This window comes from Pirellulales bacterium (assembly GCA_019694455.1).
In the GTDB taxonomy this organism is placed as follows: Bacteria; Planctomycetota; Planctomycetia; order Pirellulales; family JAEUIK01; genus JAIBBY01.
Genome location: JAIBBY010000016.1, coordinates 12198 through 28195, shown reverse-complemented (window position 1 = coordinate 28195; position 15998 = coordinate 12198). Strand labels below are relative to the sequence as shown.

12 protein-coding genes are annotated in these 15998 nt (G+C 63.3%); 1 reads left to right on the top strand and 11 read right to left on the bottom strand.

Annotation, left to right across the window (positions count from 1 at the left end):
• Positions 1 to 4 precede the first annotated feature (4 nt).
• The 6 genes from K1X71_08535 to K1X71_08510 form a co-directional block, all read right to left on the bottom strand.
• Positions 5 to 1036, bottom strand: a complete 1032-nt coding sequence (locus K1X71_08535; GenBank protein MBX7073183.1) for a class I SAM-dependent methyltransferase — start codon at positions 1034 to 1036, stop codon at positions 5 to 7.
• A gap of 154 nt (positions 1037 to 1190) precedes the next feature.
• Positions 1191 to 2114: a formylmethanofuran--tetrahydromethanopterin N-formyltransferase gene (gene fhcD, locus K1X71_08530; GenBank protein ID MBX7073182.1), complete on the bottom strand. Its 924-nt coding sequence runs from the start codon at positions 2112 to 2114 to the stop codon at positions 1191 to 1193.
• Between the two features lie 90 nt (positions 2115 to 2204).
• Positions 2205 to 3416 carry a UDP-N-acetyl-D-mannosamine dehydrogenase gene (gene wecC / locus K1X71_08525; GenBank protein MBX7073181.1) on the bottom strand — a complete coding sequence of 404 codons (1212 nt, stop codon included), beginning with the start codon at positions 3414 to 3416 and terminating at the stop codon, positions 2205 to 2207.
• A 32-nt stretch (positions 3417 to 3448) separates the two neighbouring features.
• Positions 3449 to 4579, bottom strand: coding sequence for a UDP-N-acetylglucosamine 2-epimerase (non-hydrolyzing) (wecB, locus tag K1X71_08520; protein ID MBX7073180.1), 1131 nt, complete (start codon positions 4577 to 4579; stop codon positions 3449 to 3451).
• A gap of 97 nt (positions 4580 to 4676) precedes the next feature.
• On the bottom strand, positions 4677 to 6899 hold the full coding sequence (locus K1X71_08515) for a bi-domain-containing oxidoreductase (GenBank protein ID MBX7073179.1): 2223 nt from the start codon (positions 6897 to 6899) through the stop codon (positions 4677 to 4679).
• Between the two features lie 196 nt (positions 6900 to 7095).
• On the bottom strand, positions 7096 to 7545 hold the full coding sequence (locus K1X71_08510; protein MBX7073178.1) for a transcriptional repressor: 450 nt from the start codon (positions 7543 to 7545) through the stop codon (positions 7096 to 7098).
• A 179-nt stretch (positions 7546 to 7724) separates the two neighbouring features.
• On the opposite strand from K1X71_08510, the gene K1X71_08505 reads away from it, so the two are divergent.
• Positions 7725 to 8648 carry a hypothetical protein gene (locus K1X71_08505; GenBank protein ID MBX7073177.1) on the top strand — a complete coding sequence of 308 codons (924 nt, stop codon included), beginning with the start codon at positions 7725 to 7727 and terminating at the stop codon, positions 8646 to 8648.
• Positions 8649 to 8661: 13 nt separating this feature from the next.
• Here the strand turns inward: K1X71_08505 and K1X71_08500 are convergent, their stop codons facing one another.
• The 5 genes from K1X71_08500 to infB all read right to left on the bottom strand — a co-directional run bounded on the left by K1X71_08500 (position 8662) and on the right by infB (position 15932).
• Positions 8662 to 9417: a YebC/PmpR family DNA-binding transcriptional regulator gene (locus tag K1X71_08500; protein MBX7073176.1), complete on the bottom strand. Its 756-nt coding sequence runs from the start codon at positions 9415 to 9417 to the stop codon at positions 8662 to 8664.
• 64 nt (positions 9418 to 9481) lie between these two features.
• Positions 9482 to 11728, bottom strand: coding sequence for a tetratricopeptide repeat protein (locus K1X71_08495; protein ID MBX7073175.1), 2247 nt, complete (start codon positions 11726 to 11728; stop codon positions 9482 to 9484).
• A 155-nt stretch (positions 11729 to 11883) separates the two neighbouring features.
• The gene (locus tag K1X71_08490) at positions 11884 to 12765 is read right to left on the bottom strand and encodes a hypothetical protein (protein MBX7073174.1); all 882 of its coding nucleotides are present in this window, start codon (positions 12763 to 12765) and stop codon (positions 11884 to 11886) included.
• A gap of 77 nt (positions 12766 to 12842) precedes the next feature.
• On the bottom strand, positions 12843 to 13262 hold the full coding sequence (gene rbfA, locus K1X71_08485) for a 30S ribosome-binding factor RbfA (GenBank protein MBX7073173.1): 420 nt from the start codon (positions 13260 to 13262) through the stop codon (positions 12843 to 12845).
• Between the two features lie 48 nt (positions 13263 to 13310).
• Complete coding sequence (gene infB, locus K1X71_08480) at positions 13311 to 15932, bottom strand: translation initiation factor IF-2 (protein ID MBX7073172.1); 2622 nt, start codon at positions 15930 to 15932, stop codon at positions 13311 to 13313.
• Positions 15933 to 15998 lie beyond the last annotated feature (66 nt).

Sequence of the window (15998 nt, the reverse complement as noted above, 5' to 3'; positions counted from 1 at the left end):
CGCGTCACGCGGCGCGGCGCTGACCAAGTTGATATTGGGCCGCGCGAAGCTGCCAGCCATCCCATTTGCGCTTTAGCCAACTGCCGGTTCGCGAGAGGTGCAGGTCGGCCAATTCGGCGCTGACGCTCTCGTACAACGGCCGCACCGCCCGCGGCGCTTGGACGCTGGGTCGCGCCAAGAGCCGCGTATGCAGGCACGGCAGCCCCATCTGTCGGCGCTGTTGCCGATCTCGCATCGAAAGGTCGCTGTCGCTTTCTAGCGTGCCGGGGTGTAGTTCAAAGCCCGAGGTCGCCACCATTTCCGCCAGCGTTGCCGGCACGAACATATACACGTGGTCGATCTGAATCGCCCGCGTCCGGTCCCCCCAGTATTGGCACAAGTGCAGAAAGTTCTGGCATTCCAGAAAGAACCAACCCCCAGGCGCCAGCAATTGACGGGCCTTCTCCGCCACCAGTCGTGGATTCAAAAAATGATTGAACGACTGCGTGCATACAATCAGGTCGAATTGTCGCGGTGCCAGATCCAATCGTTCAAACAGGTCGATATGCGTCTCCACTCCCCGCGCACGCGCAAACTCCGCCTCGGTGGGCGATGGCTCCGCGCCGGTCACTTGCGCGCCCAACTCGTCGCGCAATGCGCACAAGATGCCCCCCGCGCTTGAACCAATTTCCAGAGCCGAGCCTACTTGGCTAATGCCATGCGAACGCAAATAGCGGGCAATCGCCAACCCGTGTCGGCGCTGCGCGTGGTGCATCGCCGACATATCGGCCGCCTGCGGTTTCCGCCCGCGAAAGGCCGCCATCTGCCGTCGATATTCCACCCGGTAGTATTCCGCGTACCACTCGGCCGTCATTCGCGGGCATACGAACATCAATCCGCAGTAGCGGCACATGACCGAGATCACCGGTAGGCCATTCCGGTCGGCGCGGTCAATGATCTCGTAGTTCGCCCGACCGCACAGATTGCACGGCACGCATTCCTGATCGGCCTGGTCGTAGGGAAACTCACCGTCCTCGGTCACTAAGCGGAGTTGCATGCGTTCCCTCGCCGATCGGCTGCCTGCAATGCTCGTGGTGATTACTAACCGGCACTCGTTGTAATCGGCACGATCGCGTCGGTCGCTTGTCTCGCAGGCATGCGAAACGTGAGGGTCCACCTCCCTTGCCTAGCTTCCGAACATGGCGCCGCTGTCAGCTCGCGGGTTGTTTAGCGGGGTCGAGATACACAAAACTCTTGCCCAGCCGGCCGCCGTAGTTGCCGGCCGAGATTCTGAGTAGTCCCGGTGTATCCACCGAGGCTCGAATAGCCGCCTGCGTGGCGTCGACAATCGCCTGTAGGTTGCGGCCGTTGATGATGATCTCCATGATCGACGCCACCCCGTCCGGCACGCCCGACGCGTCTCCCAGTTGATCGCGCAGCGTGGGGCAAAACTTTTCGTAGGTGCTCGCGATCGAAAACGAATAGCGGCTGCCCGCCTTCGATCCGCTGGCCGCGATACCCCCCGGAAACGGCATCACCACTCCCGGCGATTGCGTTACCGCTCGCGTCCCCCGCACGGCGGCCTCAAGGGCCGCGTCGATTGATTCCCCCATGAACCACAGGTTGCCCCCCATCAGCCCGTCCGCATAGCCAAATCGGCGATCGAGAATGAACTCACCCCCCAAGATCGGAATCACCCACACGCGCCGGCCGTGGCGCGTGTCGCGAGTCTGGTAGCCGTCGCCAAAAAAGGCGATCTTGCGCCCCAATTTGTAGTACGGGTCGGTGTCGAGCAGGTTGAAGCACGCCGCGGTGGGGCAGGTCAGCACGTTTTGGCTGATGCGGGTCAACAGCGCCCGCTCCAACGCCTCCACGCGATCCTTGCGAAAGCGAGGCACATGAAATTGCACCACCGCCCCAGGTCGGCCGTCGGGTGTGGCCAGCGAGCCATCACCACCCGGTCCAACATAGCGGTCGATTCCCGCCTCGCAGTCGCAGCGAATGGTGCTCGAGGCGTTGCCGGTCGCCGCCGCCACCGCATGATCGAGCCATTCGCGATCGCGCGCGGTGATTAGCACCTCGGCGTATAAGCTCTTGAACGCCTCGGCATATGTGTCGTCGACCTGGGCGGGCATGGCGATTCCTCTCGGCCTCTGCAATTGGCCCCCGGCGCAGTTGCTCACGGGAGCAGCATCCAAAGCCGCAGTTATCGCCGATGGCGACGCCTATCGCCAGATGCCGCGCGTGTCGACCACCACCTTCTCTTGCAGCACGCGGCGCGGCACATCGCGGAACTGCCGATGGTCGGTGAGCAGCACCAACACTTGGCTGCGCGCCAACACGTCCGACAGGGGGTGCAGCGGAAACTCGCTGAACCGGCTCGACGAGATATATGGATCGCAGGCCAGCACTTCTCCCACGTTGCGCGCCATCAGTTCGCGCACAATCTCCAGCGAAGGGCTTTCCCGTAAGTCGTCCACATCCGCCTTGTACGTCAGCCCCAGGCAGCCGATGCGTGGCGACTGAAACTGCCGCGCCAGTTCCACGATTTGATTCACCACATGATGTGGCTTGGCGTCGTTCACCTCGCGCGCCGTGCGGATCAACCGGGTGATCTCGGGAGACGCATGAACCAAGAACCACGGATCAACGCTGATGCAATGGCCCCCCACGCCAGGGCCGGGGGTCAAAATGTTCACCCGCGGATGCCGGTTCGCCAGCGAAATGATCTCCCACGCGTCGATCTCGAATTGGTCGCACAGCACCGACAGCTCATTGGCGAACGCGATGTTCACGTCGCGGTAGCTGTTTTCGACCAGCTTGGTGATTTCGGCCGCCACCGCGCTGGTCGACAGCACATGACCGTTCACAAAGGTTTCGTAAAACTGCTTGGCGCGCGCCGCGCACGCGGGGGTCACTCCCCCCACCACGCGGTCGTTCTGCACCGCTTCCAGCAAGATGCGTCCCGGCAGCACCCGCTCCGGGCAGTGCGCCACAAACACATTGCTGCCCGGCGTTAACCCCTCGGGTAGCGCCAGCGGCACCACGGTCTTGTCGGTCGTGTGCGGCGGGCTGGTCGATTCCAGAATCACCAGGTTGCCTTCCCGCACAAAGGGGCGAATCGCCCGCGATGCGGTCTCCACATACGACAGATCGGGCGAGTGGTCGTCGCGAATCGGCGTTGGCACGCAAATGATGAACACATCGGCTGGCACTGGCTCCGTGCCGGCCCGCAACTGTCCGCTGTTCACCGCCGAGCGAACCAGGATGTCCAGGTCCGGCTCTTCGATATGGATCTGACCGCGATTGATGATCTCCACCACCTCGGGCCGCACGTCGACGCCATGCACCTGATAGCCTTTGTTGGCCAGGATGCTAGCCGTCGGCAGACCGATGTAGCCCAGTCCCATCACGCAAACTTTGGTGTCCGACGGCATGATTTTCGCGCCGGCGTGCGAAGCGTTTTCAGTCATTGTTGCCAACCTTGTTTCAACATGAGATCGACAATCCGCCCCGCGGCCTTGCCATCGCCGTATGGATTCACATCAATCTGCCGCCGCGCGTATTCGGTCGAGTCGGTGAGCAGCTTGGCCACTCCCTCGGTGATCGCCGCGAGCGACGTGCCCACCAGTTCCACCGCCCCCGCGTCGAGCGCCTCCGGACGCTCAGTCGTTTCGCGCATGACCAGTATCGGCTTCTTGAGCGACGGCGCTTCTTCTTGCACTCCGCCCGAATCAGTCAAGATCACCGTCGAGCGGTCCATCAGCCAAACGAACTCGGGGTACGCCAGCGGTTCGAGCAAGTGAATATTCTTGCGGTCCCCCAGGATGCGAAACACCGGCTCGCGCACATTGGGGTTCAAATGCACCGGGTAGACAAACTCGACCTCGGGGAATTGGTCGGCCAACTTCGCAATCGCGCGGCAAATGTTCTGAAAACCGTCGCCAAAGTTCTCGCGTCGATGCCCCGTAATGAGCACCATCCGTCGATCGCCCAGCATCGCGTAGCGGTCTTGCCAGCGCGCCGTCTTGGCTCGCTCGCGTTCCACTGCCCAGAGCAAAGCGTCGATCACCGTGTTGCCCGTCACATGCACGGCGCTCGCAGCGGTCCCTTCGCGCAGCAGATTGTCCGCCGAGCGCTGCGTGGGAGCGCAGTGCAGTGAAGTAACGATGCTCGCCACCCGCCGATTCATCTCCTCGGGAAACGGCGCCAGCAAATTGCCGGTGCGCAGGCCCGCCTCCACATGCACAAACGGCACGCGGCGATAGAACGCCGCCAGCGAGGCCGCCATCACCGTGGTGGTGTCTCCTTGCGCCACGATGCAATGCGGCTGGTAGCGCGTAATCGCGCCATCGATCCCCGTGATGCAGCGTCCGGTCAATTCGGCGAGCGTCTGGTTGGGCTGCATCAGCGCCAAATCCAGATCGGCCGCGATGCCGAAATAATCGGTCACTTGCGCCAGCATCTCGCGGTGCTGCCCGGTCAAGCAGACGATCGTTTCCAATGCGTCGCCACGGCGCAGACATTCATGCACGACCGGCGCCATTTTGATGGCCTCCGGTCGCGTGCCAAAAATTAGCAGTGCTCGCAGTTTGCTCAAGTGTTCCTTGCCGTTGTATCCAGGACCATCCCCTGCGCGGCTTCGACCGCGAATCGAACAGCTTGTGCTCTCATGTCTCGTTTGTCCAGCGGCGCGCTCACGCCAGCGCGGGGCTGGCTATTTCAGTTTCACGCGGCGTGCCCAAGCCGCCTAGCTTGACCAGTCCGCTCCCAGTTGTCGCCGATTCCATGGCCGCGAACGTCGCCTCGGTCACGTTCCAGATATGATCCGGTGGCATCAATGGCGGGCCCCCCTGCGACACGCGCTCGATGAAGCCACGCATTTCTTGCTCGCGCCCTTTGTCCTGTTTGAGCCAAGAACGCTGACGCTTGAAGTTGGGCCAACCGTAACCTTGCAGCGAACGGAAGTTGTCCAGCGCCAGCACCCGCCCTTCGCAGAACACTTCCAAACGCTCCTTGGAGAGCGACTTGTGCCCATTGGCAAAGTAGTGCACGTTGCCCACTGATCCATCGGCGAACATCAAGCTGATGCTCATCTTGTCGTCGCGAACTTCCAGTCCCGCCGAGGGCCCCAGCATCATCGCTTGCACGGCGACGATCGGCCGGTCGACCACAAACCGCAGTAAGTCCACAAAGTGGCACCCCTCGCCAATGATCCGTCCCCCGCCGGCCACCGGGTCGTGCGCCCAATGCGAACGCGGAATATACCCCGCGTTCACCACCATGTTGGCGCACAGTGGTTGCGTGCGCGGCGCCAGTAACCGCTTCATGGTCTCCGCGTACGAAGAAAACCGGCGATTGAATCCAATCACCAGTTGCAGGCCGCTGATCGCTTCAAAGGTCTCGCGCAGTTCCGCCAAGCCTTCGCGATCAATCGCGGCCGGCTTTTCCAAAAACACATGCTTGCCCGCCTGCAGCGCTTCAACGGCAAACCGCACATGCGTGTCGTGCTGCGTGGTGATGCACACCGCGTTGATCTGCGAATCGTCCAGAATGGTTCGATAGTCGGTGGTGCTCTTTTCGACATGAAACTTGCCCGCCGCCAACCGCGCCGATAGCCCCTGTCGACTCGCGATGTTCACCAGGCGCGCGCCGGTCTTGCTCAGTTGCGGCAGCAAATGCAACTTAGTGAACAGTCCTGCCCCAATGATCCCCACCGCCGCGCGGCCCGCGGCGGCCGATGATCGCGATTTCGCCGGCGCGCCGTTGCGCGAAAAGTCCGTGTCGACAGTTTGCTCTAGCCGTGGCGCGGCATCGGGATATTCCAACAAGATGCCCAACTGCGCACGGTCGTTCGCCAACAGATCGTAGGCCCGCTTGCTCTCGGCATGCGGCACCCGGCTGGTGATCAGCGTCGTCACGTCCAGCCGGCCGGCCTCGACCATCTCCAAAATGGCCTGCATGTTCCGCTGCTCGGTCCAGCGGACGAACGGCAACGGATAATCAATGCCTTGATCCTCGTAGGCCGGGTCGTAGCGGCCAGGCCCATACGAGCAAGAAACCTGAAAACTCAGTTCCTTCTCGTAAAAATCAGCCCGATTCAATTCCAGATTCACCACCCCCACCAGCACGATGCGTCCCCGCTTGCGCGACATGCGCGCCGCCTGGCTAACGATCGAGTCGTTCTTGGCGCTGGCCGTGATCAGCACCGCGTCCACGCCGTGCCCCTGCGAGAACGCCATTCCCGCCGCCACCGGGTCGGCGCCAGCCCCCACATTCACGGGTGTCGCCCCAAACTGCCGGGCAAGCTCCAATCGCGCGGGGTCAACATCGATGCCCAGCACTTGCGCGCCAGATGCCGCCAGGATTTGCACCGCCACCAGGCCGATGAGTCCCAGGCCGAACACAGCCACGCGCTCGCCCAGCGTCGGCTGAATCAGTCGAACGCCCTGCAGGCCAATGGAGCCCAGCACCGCGAATGTCGCTTGCTCGTCGGTCACGCCCACCGGGATCTTGGCGCATAAATTGATCGGCTTGTTGACGATCTCCGCATGCCGACCATTGCTGGCCACGCGGTCGCCGATTTGCCAATCGGTCACGCCGGCGCCAACGTCGAGCACCACGCCCGCGTTGCAATAGCCCAGCGGCATCGGCTCGTCGAGCTTGGCAAAAACAAGTTCCAAGGTCGGCAATAGCCCCTCGGTCTTGATCCGCTCCAGCACCTGCCGCACCCGCTCGGGGTTCTGGCGCGCTTTCGCTGCCAGATTCGCCTGACCAAATTCGACCACGCTGCGCTCGGTGCCCGCAGAAATCAGGCTAGCGCGCGTTTGAATGAGCAGGTGTCCGGCCGACGCCCTCGGCGCCGGCACATCGACTAGCTCCAGCTCGCCGGACCGCAGATTTTGAACGACTTGCTTCACAAGAAAAGGGGCCGCGTCACAGGCCAAACGGAGCAGTGGGATCAGTCTCGAAGATGAGAAACAACTAATCTATCGTGATTGATCGGGGGAATCAAAGCTATGTCGCCCACCGGTCACGTGGAATTCAGGTGGGCGCCAGCCGTAGCAGCTAGACCGATCGCGCCGGTTGAATTGCCGCGCTCGTGTCCCAAGACGGTTACCGCTGGTACTCGCCCAGCACTTCCAGCCGGTAGCCCTGTACCGCAAACCCCTCCCTGGCCAGCCGCTCAATAAGGGTGGGGTCGAGTTTTTGCAGCAGGTGGGGGTCGTATGACGCCGGCAAATCTTGCACCCTGCCGGTGCGCGTGTCGCGCAAATGATAATGCTCGTCGCGGCGGCAATCGTAGCGCGCCGAGCCATCGCCGTTGGTTAACTTGTGAGCCAGTTGCGCTTGCACCAAGGACTCCAATGCCTTGTACACCGTCGCCAGACTGATTCGCGGCAGGTGGCTGCGAACCGCTTGATACACCTCCTCGGCCGTGGGGTGGTCCTCCGCCTGGCTGAGATGCTCATAAACCGCCGCTCGCTGCCGGGTATACCGGCATCCAGCCCCTTCGAGCGCCGCGCGGATCGGCGACCGATCGGTTTCCCCAGTGGTGTGGTTCATGCGGCGATGGCAATTCGATGGTTGGTGCGACCTGCGCAACTATAGGCAGCAAGCCAAGTAGCGTCAACAAACGGCGCTCGGCGACGCGGCGCAATCGACCTTGACCCCCCGCGCGGCTCCGCCGATGATAGGCCCCCTTTTTGACAATGCCCTCTTCTTCCGGCAGCGGAGCGGCCATCATGCGCCATTTGGGAAAATTCGTGGTCCTTCTGCTGGCTATCTCCCAGACCGAGCAGACGGCGGCTGTCGATTCGGCCGAGTTCAAGAATCGGCCCCTCGCCGTTGGCGAGAGCGTGACGCAAGAGGTCGATTTCGGCCTCAAAATGAAAATCATGGCGTCTACCGGAACGGAGGCCACCCGCGCCAATAAAAATCTCCAAAGACGTCAGCACCGTGAGTTGCAACTGCTCGCCGCGCCGCCAGGCGGCGCCCGCGCCAAGTTGCGATTCGACCTTGCCGAGCAAACGCAGCAATACGGCCCTGGCGTTGCCACCCGCCTCAAGGAGCCGGTAGCTGACAAGAGTTATTTGGTGTCTCGCCAGGACGACAAACTCACCGTGACCAATCTCGACGGCAGCGCTGTGCCGCAAGAAGAAGAAATGCTGGTCGCGGCGAGTATGGAAGCGTTTGGCCGCGCCAACCCCTTGTCGCAGTTTCTCAATGGCCAACGTGTCGCCGTCGGCGAGCAACTCGAGCCCCCCGCGAACGTAGCCGAAGAGCTGTTCGCTGCTTGGCGCGAAATGATTGAGATCACCCGCTTCACGCTCACGCTGGAACGAATCGACGAAACCGCGGCTTCACCCTTGGCCGTGTTCACCGCCGTGATCGAAGGCCAGTCGCGCGGCGCCAAGCAGCACCTGACGATTCTCCAGGGACGTATGCTCATCGAGTGCGACACCTGTCGTCCCGCGCTCGTCGAACTGTCGGGGCCCGTACGGCTCTGCCAAACTCAATCGACCAACGAAGGCGACATCGAACTCGATTGCCAAGGCAGCGTCTATGCCGTGATGCGCAACATTCCCCCTGGCGCCAAACCGGTCCACCCCTCCCCCCGCGGCCCGGTTGATGTCACCACGCGTCCCGGCGCCCGCCGCTTGAAATAAACCGCCGCGTGAATCAGTTCCGCGCAAGCTCCACCAGCGCCTCGTCGGGGAGGTTGAAATTCGCCGACACGCTCTGCACGTCGTCATGGTCATCGAGCAATTCCATCATCCGCAGCACTTTGCGTGCTGTGTCGGCGTCCAGATCAACCGTAGTGCAGGGGACCCGCGAGATTTCCTTGACCTCTGCCGCGATCCGTCGCGAGTCCAGCGCGTCGCAAAGCGTCTGAAAGGCGCTTGGATCGCAAGTCACTTCGAACTTCCCCCCGGTCGATCGCACGTCGTCGGCGCCCGCCTCGAGCGCAAGCTCCATCAGCGCGTCCTCATTCGTTTGATCGCCGCCGATGACCAGCAGACCCTTGCGCTCGAATAAATAGGCCACGCAGCCGGTGGCGCCCAGCTTGCCGTCGCTGATCTCAAAGATCTTGCGCACCTCGCCGGCCGTGCGGTTGCGGTTGTCGGTGAGCACTTCGCAGAGCACCGCCACGCCGCCGGCGCCGTACCCTTCGTACAAAATCTCGTCGAAGCTGGCCGCGTCGGCCCCTTCCCCCGTTCCCTTCTTGATCGCCCGCTCGATGTTCTCCTTCGGCATGCTCACCGCTTTGGCCGCGTCGATAGCGTACCGCAACTTCAAATTGGCGTTGGGATCGCCGCCGCCATGCTTCGCGGCCACGATGATCGCCTTCGCCAGCTTGCTCCACAGCTTCCCGCGCCTGTTGTCGATCAAGGCCTTCTTGTGCTTGATCCCGGCCCAGTGCGAATGTCCTGCCATCGGTCAACTCGCTCAAATGCTCAACCAAAATCGCGCCCGCCCGCCGCGTCGTGTTCTTCGGCGGTCAACTGCTCGGCGGGGTCGCCAGCTTTTCACGCACGGCTTTCCACTTAGCCGTGTCCCCCGACTTCTCGAATGCCGCCGCCGCCCGCTCCCAGGCCGCGCGCGCCTGCTCCAATTGCCCCGCTGCCTGGTGGCAATCTCCCAGGTGGTCGAGCATCACCCCATCGGGTTCCGGCTGCAGCGCGACCGCCTTTTCCATCGCCCGCAGCGCCTCGTCGTGTCGTCCCAACCGGTGCAGCGCCCAGCCTTGGCTGTCGAGATACGCCGAATTGGTGGGCTCGGCCGCTACCGCTTTTTCAATCATCCCCAGTCCGCGCAGCAGATGCTTTCCCTGGTCCACCCACAGATAGCCCAAATCGTTTTGCGCGGAGACATCTTCCGGAAATTCATCCAAAATCTCTTCCAGCCAGCGTTCCGCCTCCGGCAGGTCCGCGCGGATCACGGCCAGATTCGAGAGCATCAACCGAGCTTCGCGCATCGTGTCGCGCAGAGCGTCGTCGCCGTAACGCGTGTCGAAACGCTCCACCAGCTTGCGATACTCCGCCTCCGCCTCTTTGTTTCGCTTGCCGTGATAGAGCGCCCACGGCGGCCGCGCGACCATGCGATAGTACGTGTCGCCCAGTTCGGTCGCCTTCGGTTCGGCCAGTTCCACGGCCCGATTCGCCGCGGTCATGGCGGCGTCGGTCTCGCCGGCCATCTCCAATGCCCCCGCCAGGTGATAATGAAACTCCGCCTCGTGCTCCGCCACGAGCTTCTCATCCAGCGCGCGACGAAACACCTTCGCCGCCGCGGCGTACTCGTCGTGCAACAAAAGTCCCAATCCCCAGCGCCGCAGCACCTGTGTCTGGTCGGCTTCGGGCGCCGCCAGCGCCAGTTCAAAAAATTCGGCGGCCACGGCAGGTTGCTTCGCTTCGAGCGCCATTTGGGCGACCGTCGCCAACTGGTCGGCGTCGAGCGGCGCCTCGGCGCTTTTGGCCCGCTGTCGCGCCTGCTCCATCAACTGATCGACCATCGCGCGATCGGCCAACAAGGCTCGAAATTCGTCTCCCAGCGAGTCCAGCGACCGCAGCGCGTTGGCCGCGCTCAACAGCGTGTCGAGCAGTTCCACCGAGTTGCCTTGCCGCCGCAGGTCGTCTACCAGGGCCCGGTAGCCATCGAGCGTCGGTCGTCTTTCGATCGCTTTGGCCAATAAGGGTTGCGCTTTCGCGAGTTCCCCGGCCGCCAAGAGCTTTTGCCCCAGAAATTGCGATAGCGCCGCATTGTCCGGGTTGTCAGCCAGCAGCTTTTCTAGGCGCGCGATCAGTTGCCCCTCTTGCCCCAGTTCTTTGAGCGCGGTGGCCAGCAATTCATAAGGGGCCGTCCCACGCGCGGCGACCGGAGCCGCGAAGTAACCGCCCAGCGCGTCGAGACACGCCTGCCACTGCGACTTCTTCGCCGCCACCTCCGCCTGCTGGCTGGCGAACAACCCCGCATGCGCTTCCAACTCGTTTGCCTTGCGAAACGCGTCCAGCGCGCCATCGGCGTCGCCCGACTCCAAGAGCGCCATCCCAAACAGATCGTAGGCCGCCGCCTCGTTGTTCTGCCGTTCCGACTTCGCGCCCAGCGCTTCCAGGGTCTGCGCCGCGTCCTCTAAAATGACGCTGCGCGTTTGTTCGTCGAGCTTTGCCTCCTGGTCCGCCAGCGCGTGCATCACCTCTCGATAGGCGGCGGCGGCCTCCTGCGGCTTGTCCGACACCAGATACAGCTTGGCCACCTGCGCGGCCAGCAGCACTTTGCCGTCGTCCCGCGGTTGGTCCTTCTGCAGTTGCCGCAGTCGCTCGTACATCCGCAGGGCGCGGTCGAAATCCCCCTCCGTCGTCAAATGCGCCGCCAGCCGTTGCAGTAGCGCCGGGTCCGAGCCGTCAAGTTCCGCCGCCACCAGCGCGTAGCGCACCGCCTCCGCCGGACGCCCCAGCGTGAAGGCCAACGGCACAATCTCCTGCACGATCGACAGCGCCGTAGGATCGCAGCGCAGCGCCCGCTGATAATAGCGCAGCGCCGCCGCGAACTCCTCCTTCTGCTCCATCAGCCGCGCCGTGGCGAACAGCGCGGCCGCCTCCAACTGATCCTCCTCGATCTCGCTGCGCGGAACCTTGGGCGCCAGCGCCTCGGGCAGCGGCGGCTCCATTCCCGCTGCGTCGCTCACCGCCGGCGTCGCGACCGCCGGCCCCACCATGAAAACCGCGACGAGGATCAGCGCGCCAATCATCCCTGATTTCCCAATGGCGAAACGAAAATTTCGACGGCAGCGCAACATATCACGTCAAATTCTAGCGGCTGCCGCCGCTTGACGGCTAGAAACTACCGCCACGGGTGGCCTGATGGCCCCTGATTGCCGCCGCGCAGCGCGCTGACGCCGGCTCGCTATCTGGGCTTGGGCTTGGCGACCGCCTTCGACGGCTTCTTTTTGGCGGTCGGCAATACCGCCTTCTTCGTCGCCGGCTTCGCGTCGCTCCCCTTTTTTGCCACGGCGCCCTTGCCGGCCGGCTCCTTGGCCTTGGCTACCGGCTGCGCATCCTTCCCCTTCTTGGCTGGCTTGGGCGGCGGTTCCGGGGCCTTTTTCGCTTGGCGTTTCGGCAGCCGTTCCTTGGCGTCGGGCGCGATCTCCAGCAGCGTCTTGTGCAAATTCTGGCTGAAAGGACTCGCTACCAAATCCGCGCCCAGTTGGTGCAAGAGCGAGGCGAATTCGACCCCCTTATTCTTCGGAATCGCTCGCTCTAGTCCCGCTACCGTGCCCGACTTTTGCTCGGCCGGCGTGGCCAGCCCCACAATCGACAGCACCCACAGGGCGCCGTGATCGAGGGGAATGGCGTGCCCCCCCAAAGTGGCCTGCGTCACATAGCCCACGATGAACTGCGAGCGGCCCGACATCTTCTCGAGCTTCGTGATCGCCTGGCCAATGTTCTGCTTCTTCAGGCCTTCCAGTTCAAACGAGTAGTTCGTTTCAAAGACCCCTTGCAACGTCTTCTTTAGCCGCGTCGCCGCTTCGGTCGGCGCCGGCAGCATGTGCATCACCTCGGCCAATTCCTTGACCGTGGTCACGCGGATTTCGTTCCAATCGAAAAACGTGGTCGTCAGCCGCGCGAACGCCTCCTCTGCTGGCTCATAGGGGGCGTTCTCCAGGCAACAAGCGAATAGCAGTTGCTCCATCAGCGGCCGATCCACGGTCGGCGGCGCCGGCTTGTAATGCTTTTTCAGCACCTTGTGCAGCTTGCCAATCAAGGCGGTGCGGTTCAATGCGGCCATGGCAGTTTGCTCAAACTCGACGGAAATTGACGGGGAAGGGCCGTTTTAGCGGCTCAGGCGGGGATTGGGCAGGGGGGCTATGCGTCGTCTGTCGGCGTTTCGTCGTCATCCAAGGGCTCATCGGCCTCGTCGGCGGTTGCGTTGGTCTCCGAGTCGCGCGGCAGCACCTCGTGCAAAATGCGGCTGATCTCAATCGACTTCTTCACTCCTTGGTCCAGCACAAACTGCAACCGCGGCGTATAACGCGTGTCGATGCGTTTGGCGATCTTGCTCTGCAAATAGCCAGCGGCGCTCTCCAGCCCCCGCAGGCTCAAGTTCTGCTTCGTTTCGTTCCCCATCACCGACACATGGACCTTGGCATGCCGCATGTCGGGGGCCACCTCCACGTGGGTGACGGTCACGTCGCGTACGCGCGGATCCTGAAGATCGGCCAGGATCGCCATGCTGACCACCTCTCGAATCGCTTCCGCGGCCTTCAACAATCGTCGCGAAGTCATGGCGTCTCACGAGCCGGTCTATCAGGAAAAGGGTACGACGCTCGAGCGCTACAGGGTGCGAGCCACTTCCTCGACCTTGTAGCATTCCAGCACGTCGCCCTCCTTCACATCGTTAAATCCGGCAAGTTTGATACCGCACTCGTAACCTTCGCGCACCTCGCGGGCGTCGTCCTTCTCCCGCTTCAGCGAATCCAGCGGATAATCCCCGATAATGCGGTTCTCTCGGATCACGCGCATCCGTCCGTTGCGCTCGATCGTGCCCGAAATCACCCGGCAACCGCAGATCGTGCCCAGTCGGCTGATGACGAACAGTCGCAGCACCAGCGCCCGACCCAGATCGACCTCGCGCTCCTCGGGCTTGAGCATGCCTTCGAGGGCCTTCTTCAAGTCTTCGCTGACTTGATAAATGATGTCGTAGCGACGCACCTGCACGCCCTTTTGCAGCGCCAGCACGCGGGCAGATTCTTCCGGCACCACATTGAAGCCGATAATCACCGCGTCCGAAGCGTCGGCCAGGTGCACGTCGGCTTCGGTCACGCCCCCGACCGTGGCCTGCAGGATGCGAATCTGCACCTCGGGATGCGCGAGTTTGGCCAACTCCTTCTTGATCGCTTCGATCGAGCCGCGCGTGTCGGCCCGCAAGATCAAATTGAGCGTCTGCACTTCCGACTTGCCCAGTCGATCGAACAGGTTTTCGAGCGTGACATGCTCCTGTCCGCCCACCCCCAGTTCGGCGCGGCGCTGCTGCGCCTCGCGCTGCTCAGCGATCGAGCGTGCCTTGGCGATGTCGTCCAGCACATAAAGATGCTCGCCAGCGGCCGGCGCCACATCGAGTCCCGTCAGGTTGACCGGCGTCGAAGGACCTGCCGACTCCAACCGGGTGTTGGGCCGCAGCGTGTCGTACATCGCTTTCACGCGACCAAACGACGATCCGCATACCAGCACGTCGCCCACGCGCAGCGTCCCTTTCTGCACCAGCATTTTCGCCACCACACCGCGGCCTTCGTGCAGTTCCGCCTCCAGGCAGGTGCCGTAGGCGGCGCGTGTTCCGCTCGCCTTGAGGTCGTGCAATTCCGCGATCGTGAGCAAGGTCTCCAACAGCTCATCGATGCCGGTCCCCGCCGTGGCGCTGGTCTGCACCACTTCCGTTTCGCCGCCCCAGGCCGTTGGCAACAACTCCGCCGCCGCCAGTTGTTGGTAGATGCGGTCGATGTTCACCCCCGGCAGATCGATCTTGTTCAAGGCCACCACCATCGGCACGCCGGCCGCGCGGGCATGGCTGATCGCCTCCTCAGTCTGCGGCATCACGCCGTCGTCCGCCGCCACTACGATCACCGCGATGTCGGTGACGTTCGCTCCGCGGGCACGCATGGCGGTGAACGCCTCGTGCCCCGGCGTGTCGACAAACGTGATCGGCCGCCCCTCCTGCTCGATGCGATAGGCGCGGATGTGCTGCGTGATGCCGCCGCTTTCGCCTGCGGCCACGTTGATGCCGATGATGCGGTCAAGCAGCGAGGTCTTGCCGTGGTCGACGTGACCGAGAAAGGTGACCACCGGCGGACGCGATTCCAGCGTTGCCGGATCATCCTCGTCGGTGAACGACGAGACCATTTGTTGCTCGTCGCTGGCTTGCTGCTTGAAGGTGACTTCCACACCCAACTCGATCGCCAGCAGTTCCCCCAGTTCCGGCGATATCTGCGCGTTGATGTTACCCATCGTGCCTAGCGCCAACAGCTTCGACAGGACAGTGCGCGCCGGCACTCCCAGCGTCTCCGAAAACGTGCGCACCGTGCAAGGCAGTTCCACCACCACGTTGCTCTTGCGTGGCGCCGCCGTGTTGATGCCCGTGCGGTGGGTCCGAGTGGTCCGCCCGGAATAGCCGCCATCCTCGTCTTCGCGGCGCCCTGCTGGGCCTCGCCGGCGCTTGAGTTGGCGCTGCACGCGACCGCCGGGCCCGTCGGATGACCCTTCCCCGGCGGCTGGGACCGGGCCGCCACCACGACTTTTGCGGGCCCGCTCACGCGATGCGGAGTCCATCGCCGGAATCGCCGAAGTCGGCCGACGTCCCGTCGATTGCGGCGGCAACTTCTCGTTCCCATCGCCGCGCGTGGCGTCGGCCTTGCGCCGCGCCTCGTGTTTGCGCAAATGCTCGGAGAGTGGTTTGCTGCCCACTTTGCCAGCGCGAATCGCGTCGGCTGGCAGTCGAATATCTGGCTTCTGAGCCGGTGGCTCCGTGGCGCTTGGTGGTGGCGGCGTGTTGGCCGTCGGCATGGCCGCGAGGCGAATCGCCGGTTGCTTGGGACCTTCCGCCGCAGGTCGACGCTTTTCAGTCGGTTTACTTTCCGCGGCAGGCCGCGAGCCCATGACTGGCGGCCTCCCGGCAACGCCGCCCGGTGGCACATAATCCTCGCGTCGAAACGCCGGCGGCTCTGGTGCTGGCTTCGCAGGACCGCTCGCGGGGCGCACCGGCGCGCTGGGCGCGGCTACAGTGGCGCGCGGCACCGGCTTGCCGCCGCCGGCCACAAACGCCTTGATCTTCTGTGCTTCTTCATCCGTCAGGCTCGCCAGTGCCGAGCCCTTGCCCGTCACCCCTGCCTTGACGCAAATGTCGACAAGCTCTTTGCTGTCGAGTTTGAGTTCTTTTGCGAGTGCGTAGATCCGTAATGCCAAGTGTGTCTCTCCCAAACGAGCCTAGGCGCCTGGCCCCCAGGCTCCGCGGCGATTCGCGACTTAATT

Bases quoted from the DNA above. Each gene is read 5' to 3' on its own strand.
- rbfA (MBX7073173.1), bottom strand. From the start codon at position 13,262: ATGACTTCGCGACGATTGTTGAAGGCCGCGGAAGCGATTCGAGAGGTG.
- wecC (MBX7073181.1), bottom strand. From the start codon at position 3,416: ATGCCGTCGGACACCAAAGTTTGCGTGATGGGACTGGGCTACATCGGT.
- K1X71_08490 (MBX7073174.1), bottom strand. From the start codon at position 12,765: ATGGCCGCATTGAACCGCACCGCCTTGATTGGCAAGCTGCACAAGGTG.
- K1X71_08505 (MBX7073177.1), top strand. From the start codon at position 7,725: ATGCGCCATTTGGGAAAATTCGTGGTCCTTCTGCTGGCTATCTCCCAG.
- K1X71_08535 (MBX7073183.1), bottom strand. From the start codon at position 1,036: ATGCAACTCCGCTTAGTGACCGAGGACGGTGAGTTTCCCTACGACCAG.
- K1X71_08500 (MBX7073176.1), bottom strand. From the start codon at position 9,417: ATGGCAGGACATTCGCACTGGGCCGGGATCAAGCACAAGAAGGCCTTG.
- K1X71_08510 (MBX7073178.1), bottom strand. From the start codon at position 7,545: ATGAACCACACCACTGGGGAAACCGATCGGTCGCCGATCCGCGCGGCG.
- K1X71_08495 (MBX7073175.1), bottom strand. From the start codon at position 11,728: ATGATTGGCGCGCTGATCCTCGTCGCGGTTTTCATGGTGGGGCCGGCG.
- fhcD (MBX7073182.1), bottom strand. From the start codon at position 2,114: ATGCCCGCCCAGGTCGACGACACATATGCCGAGGCGTTCAAGAGCTTA.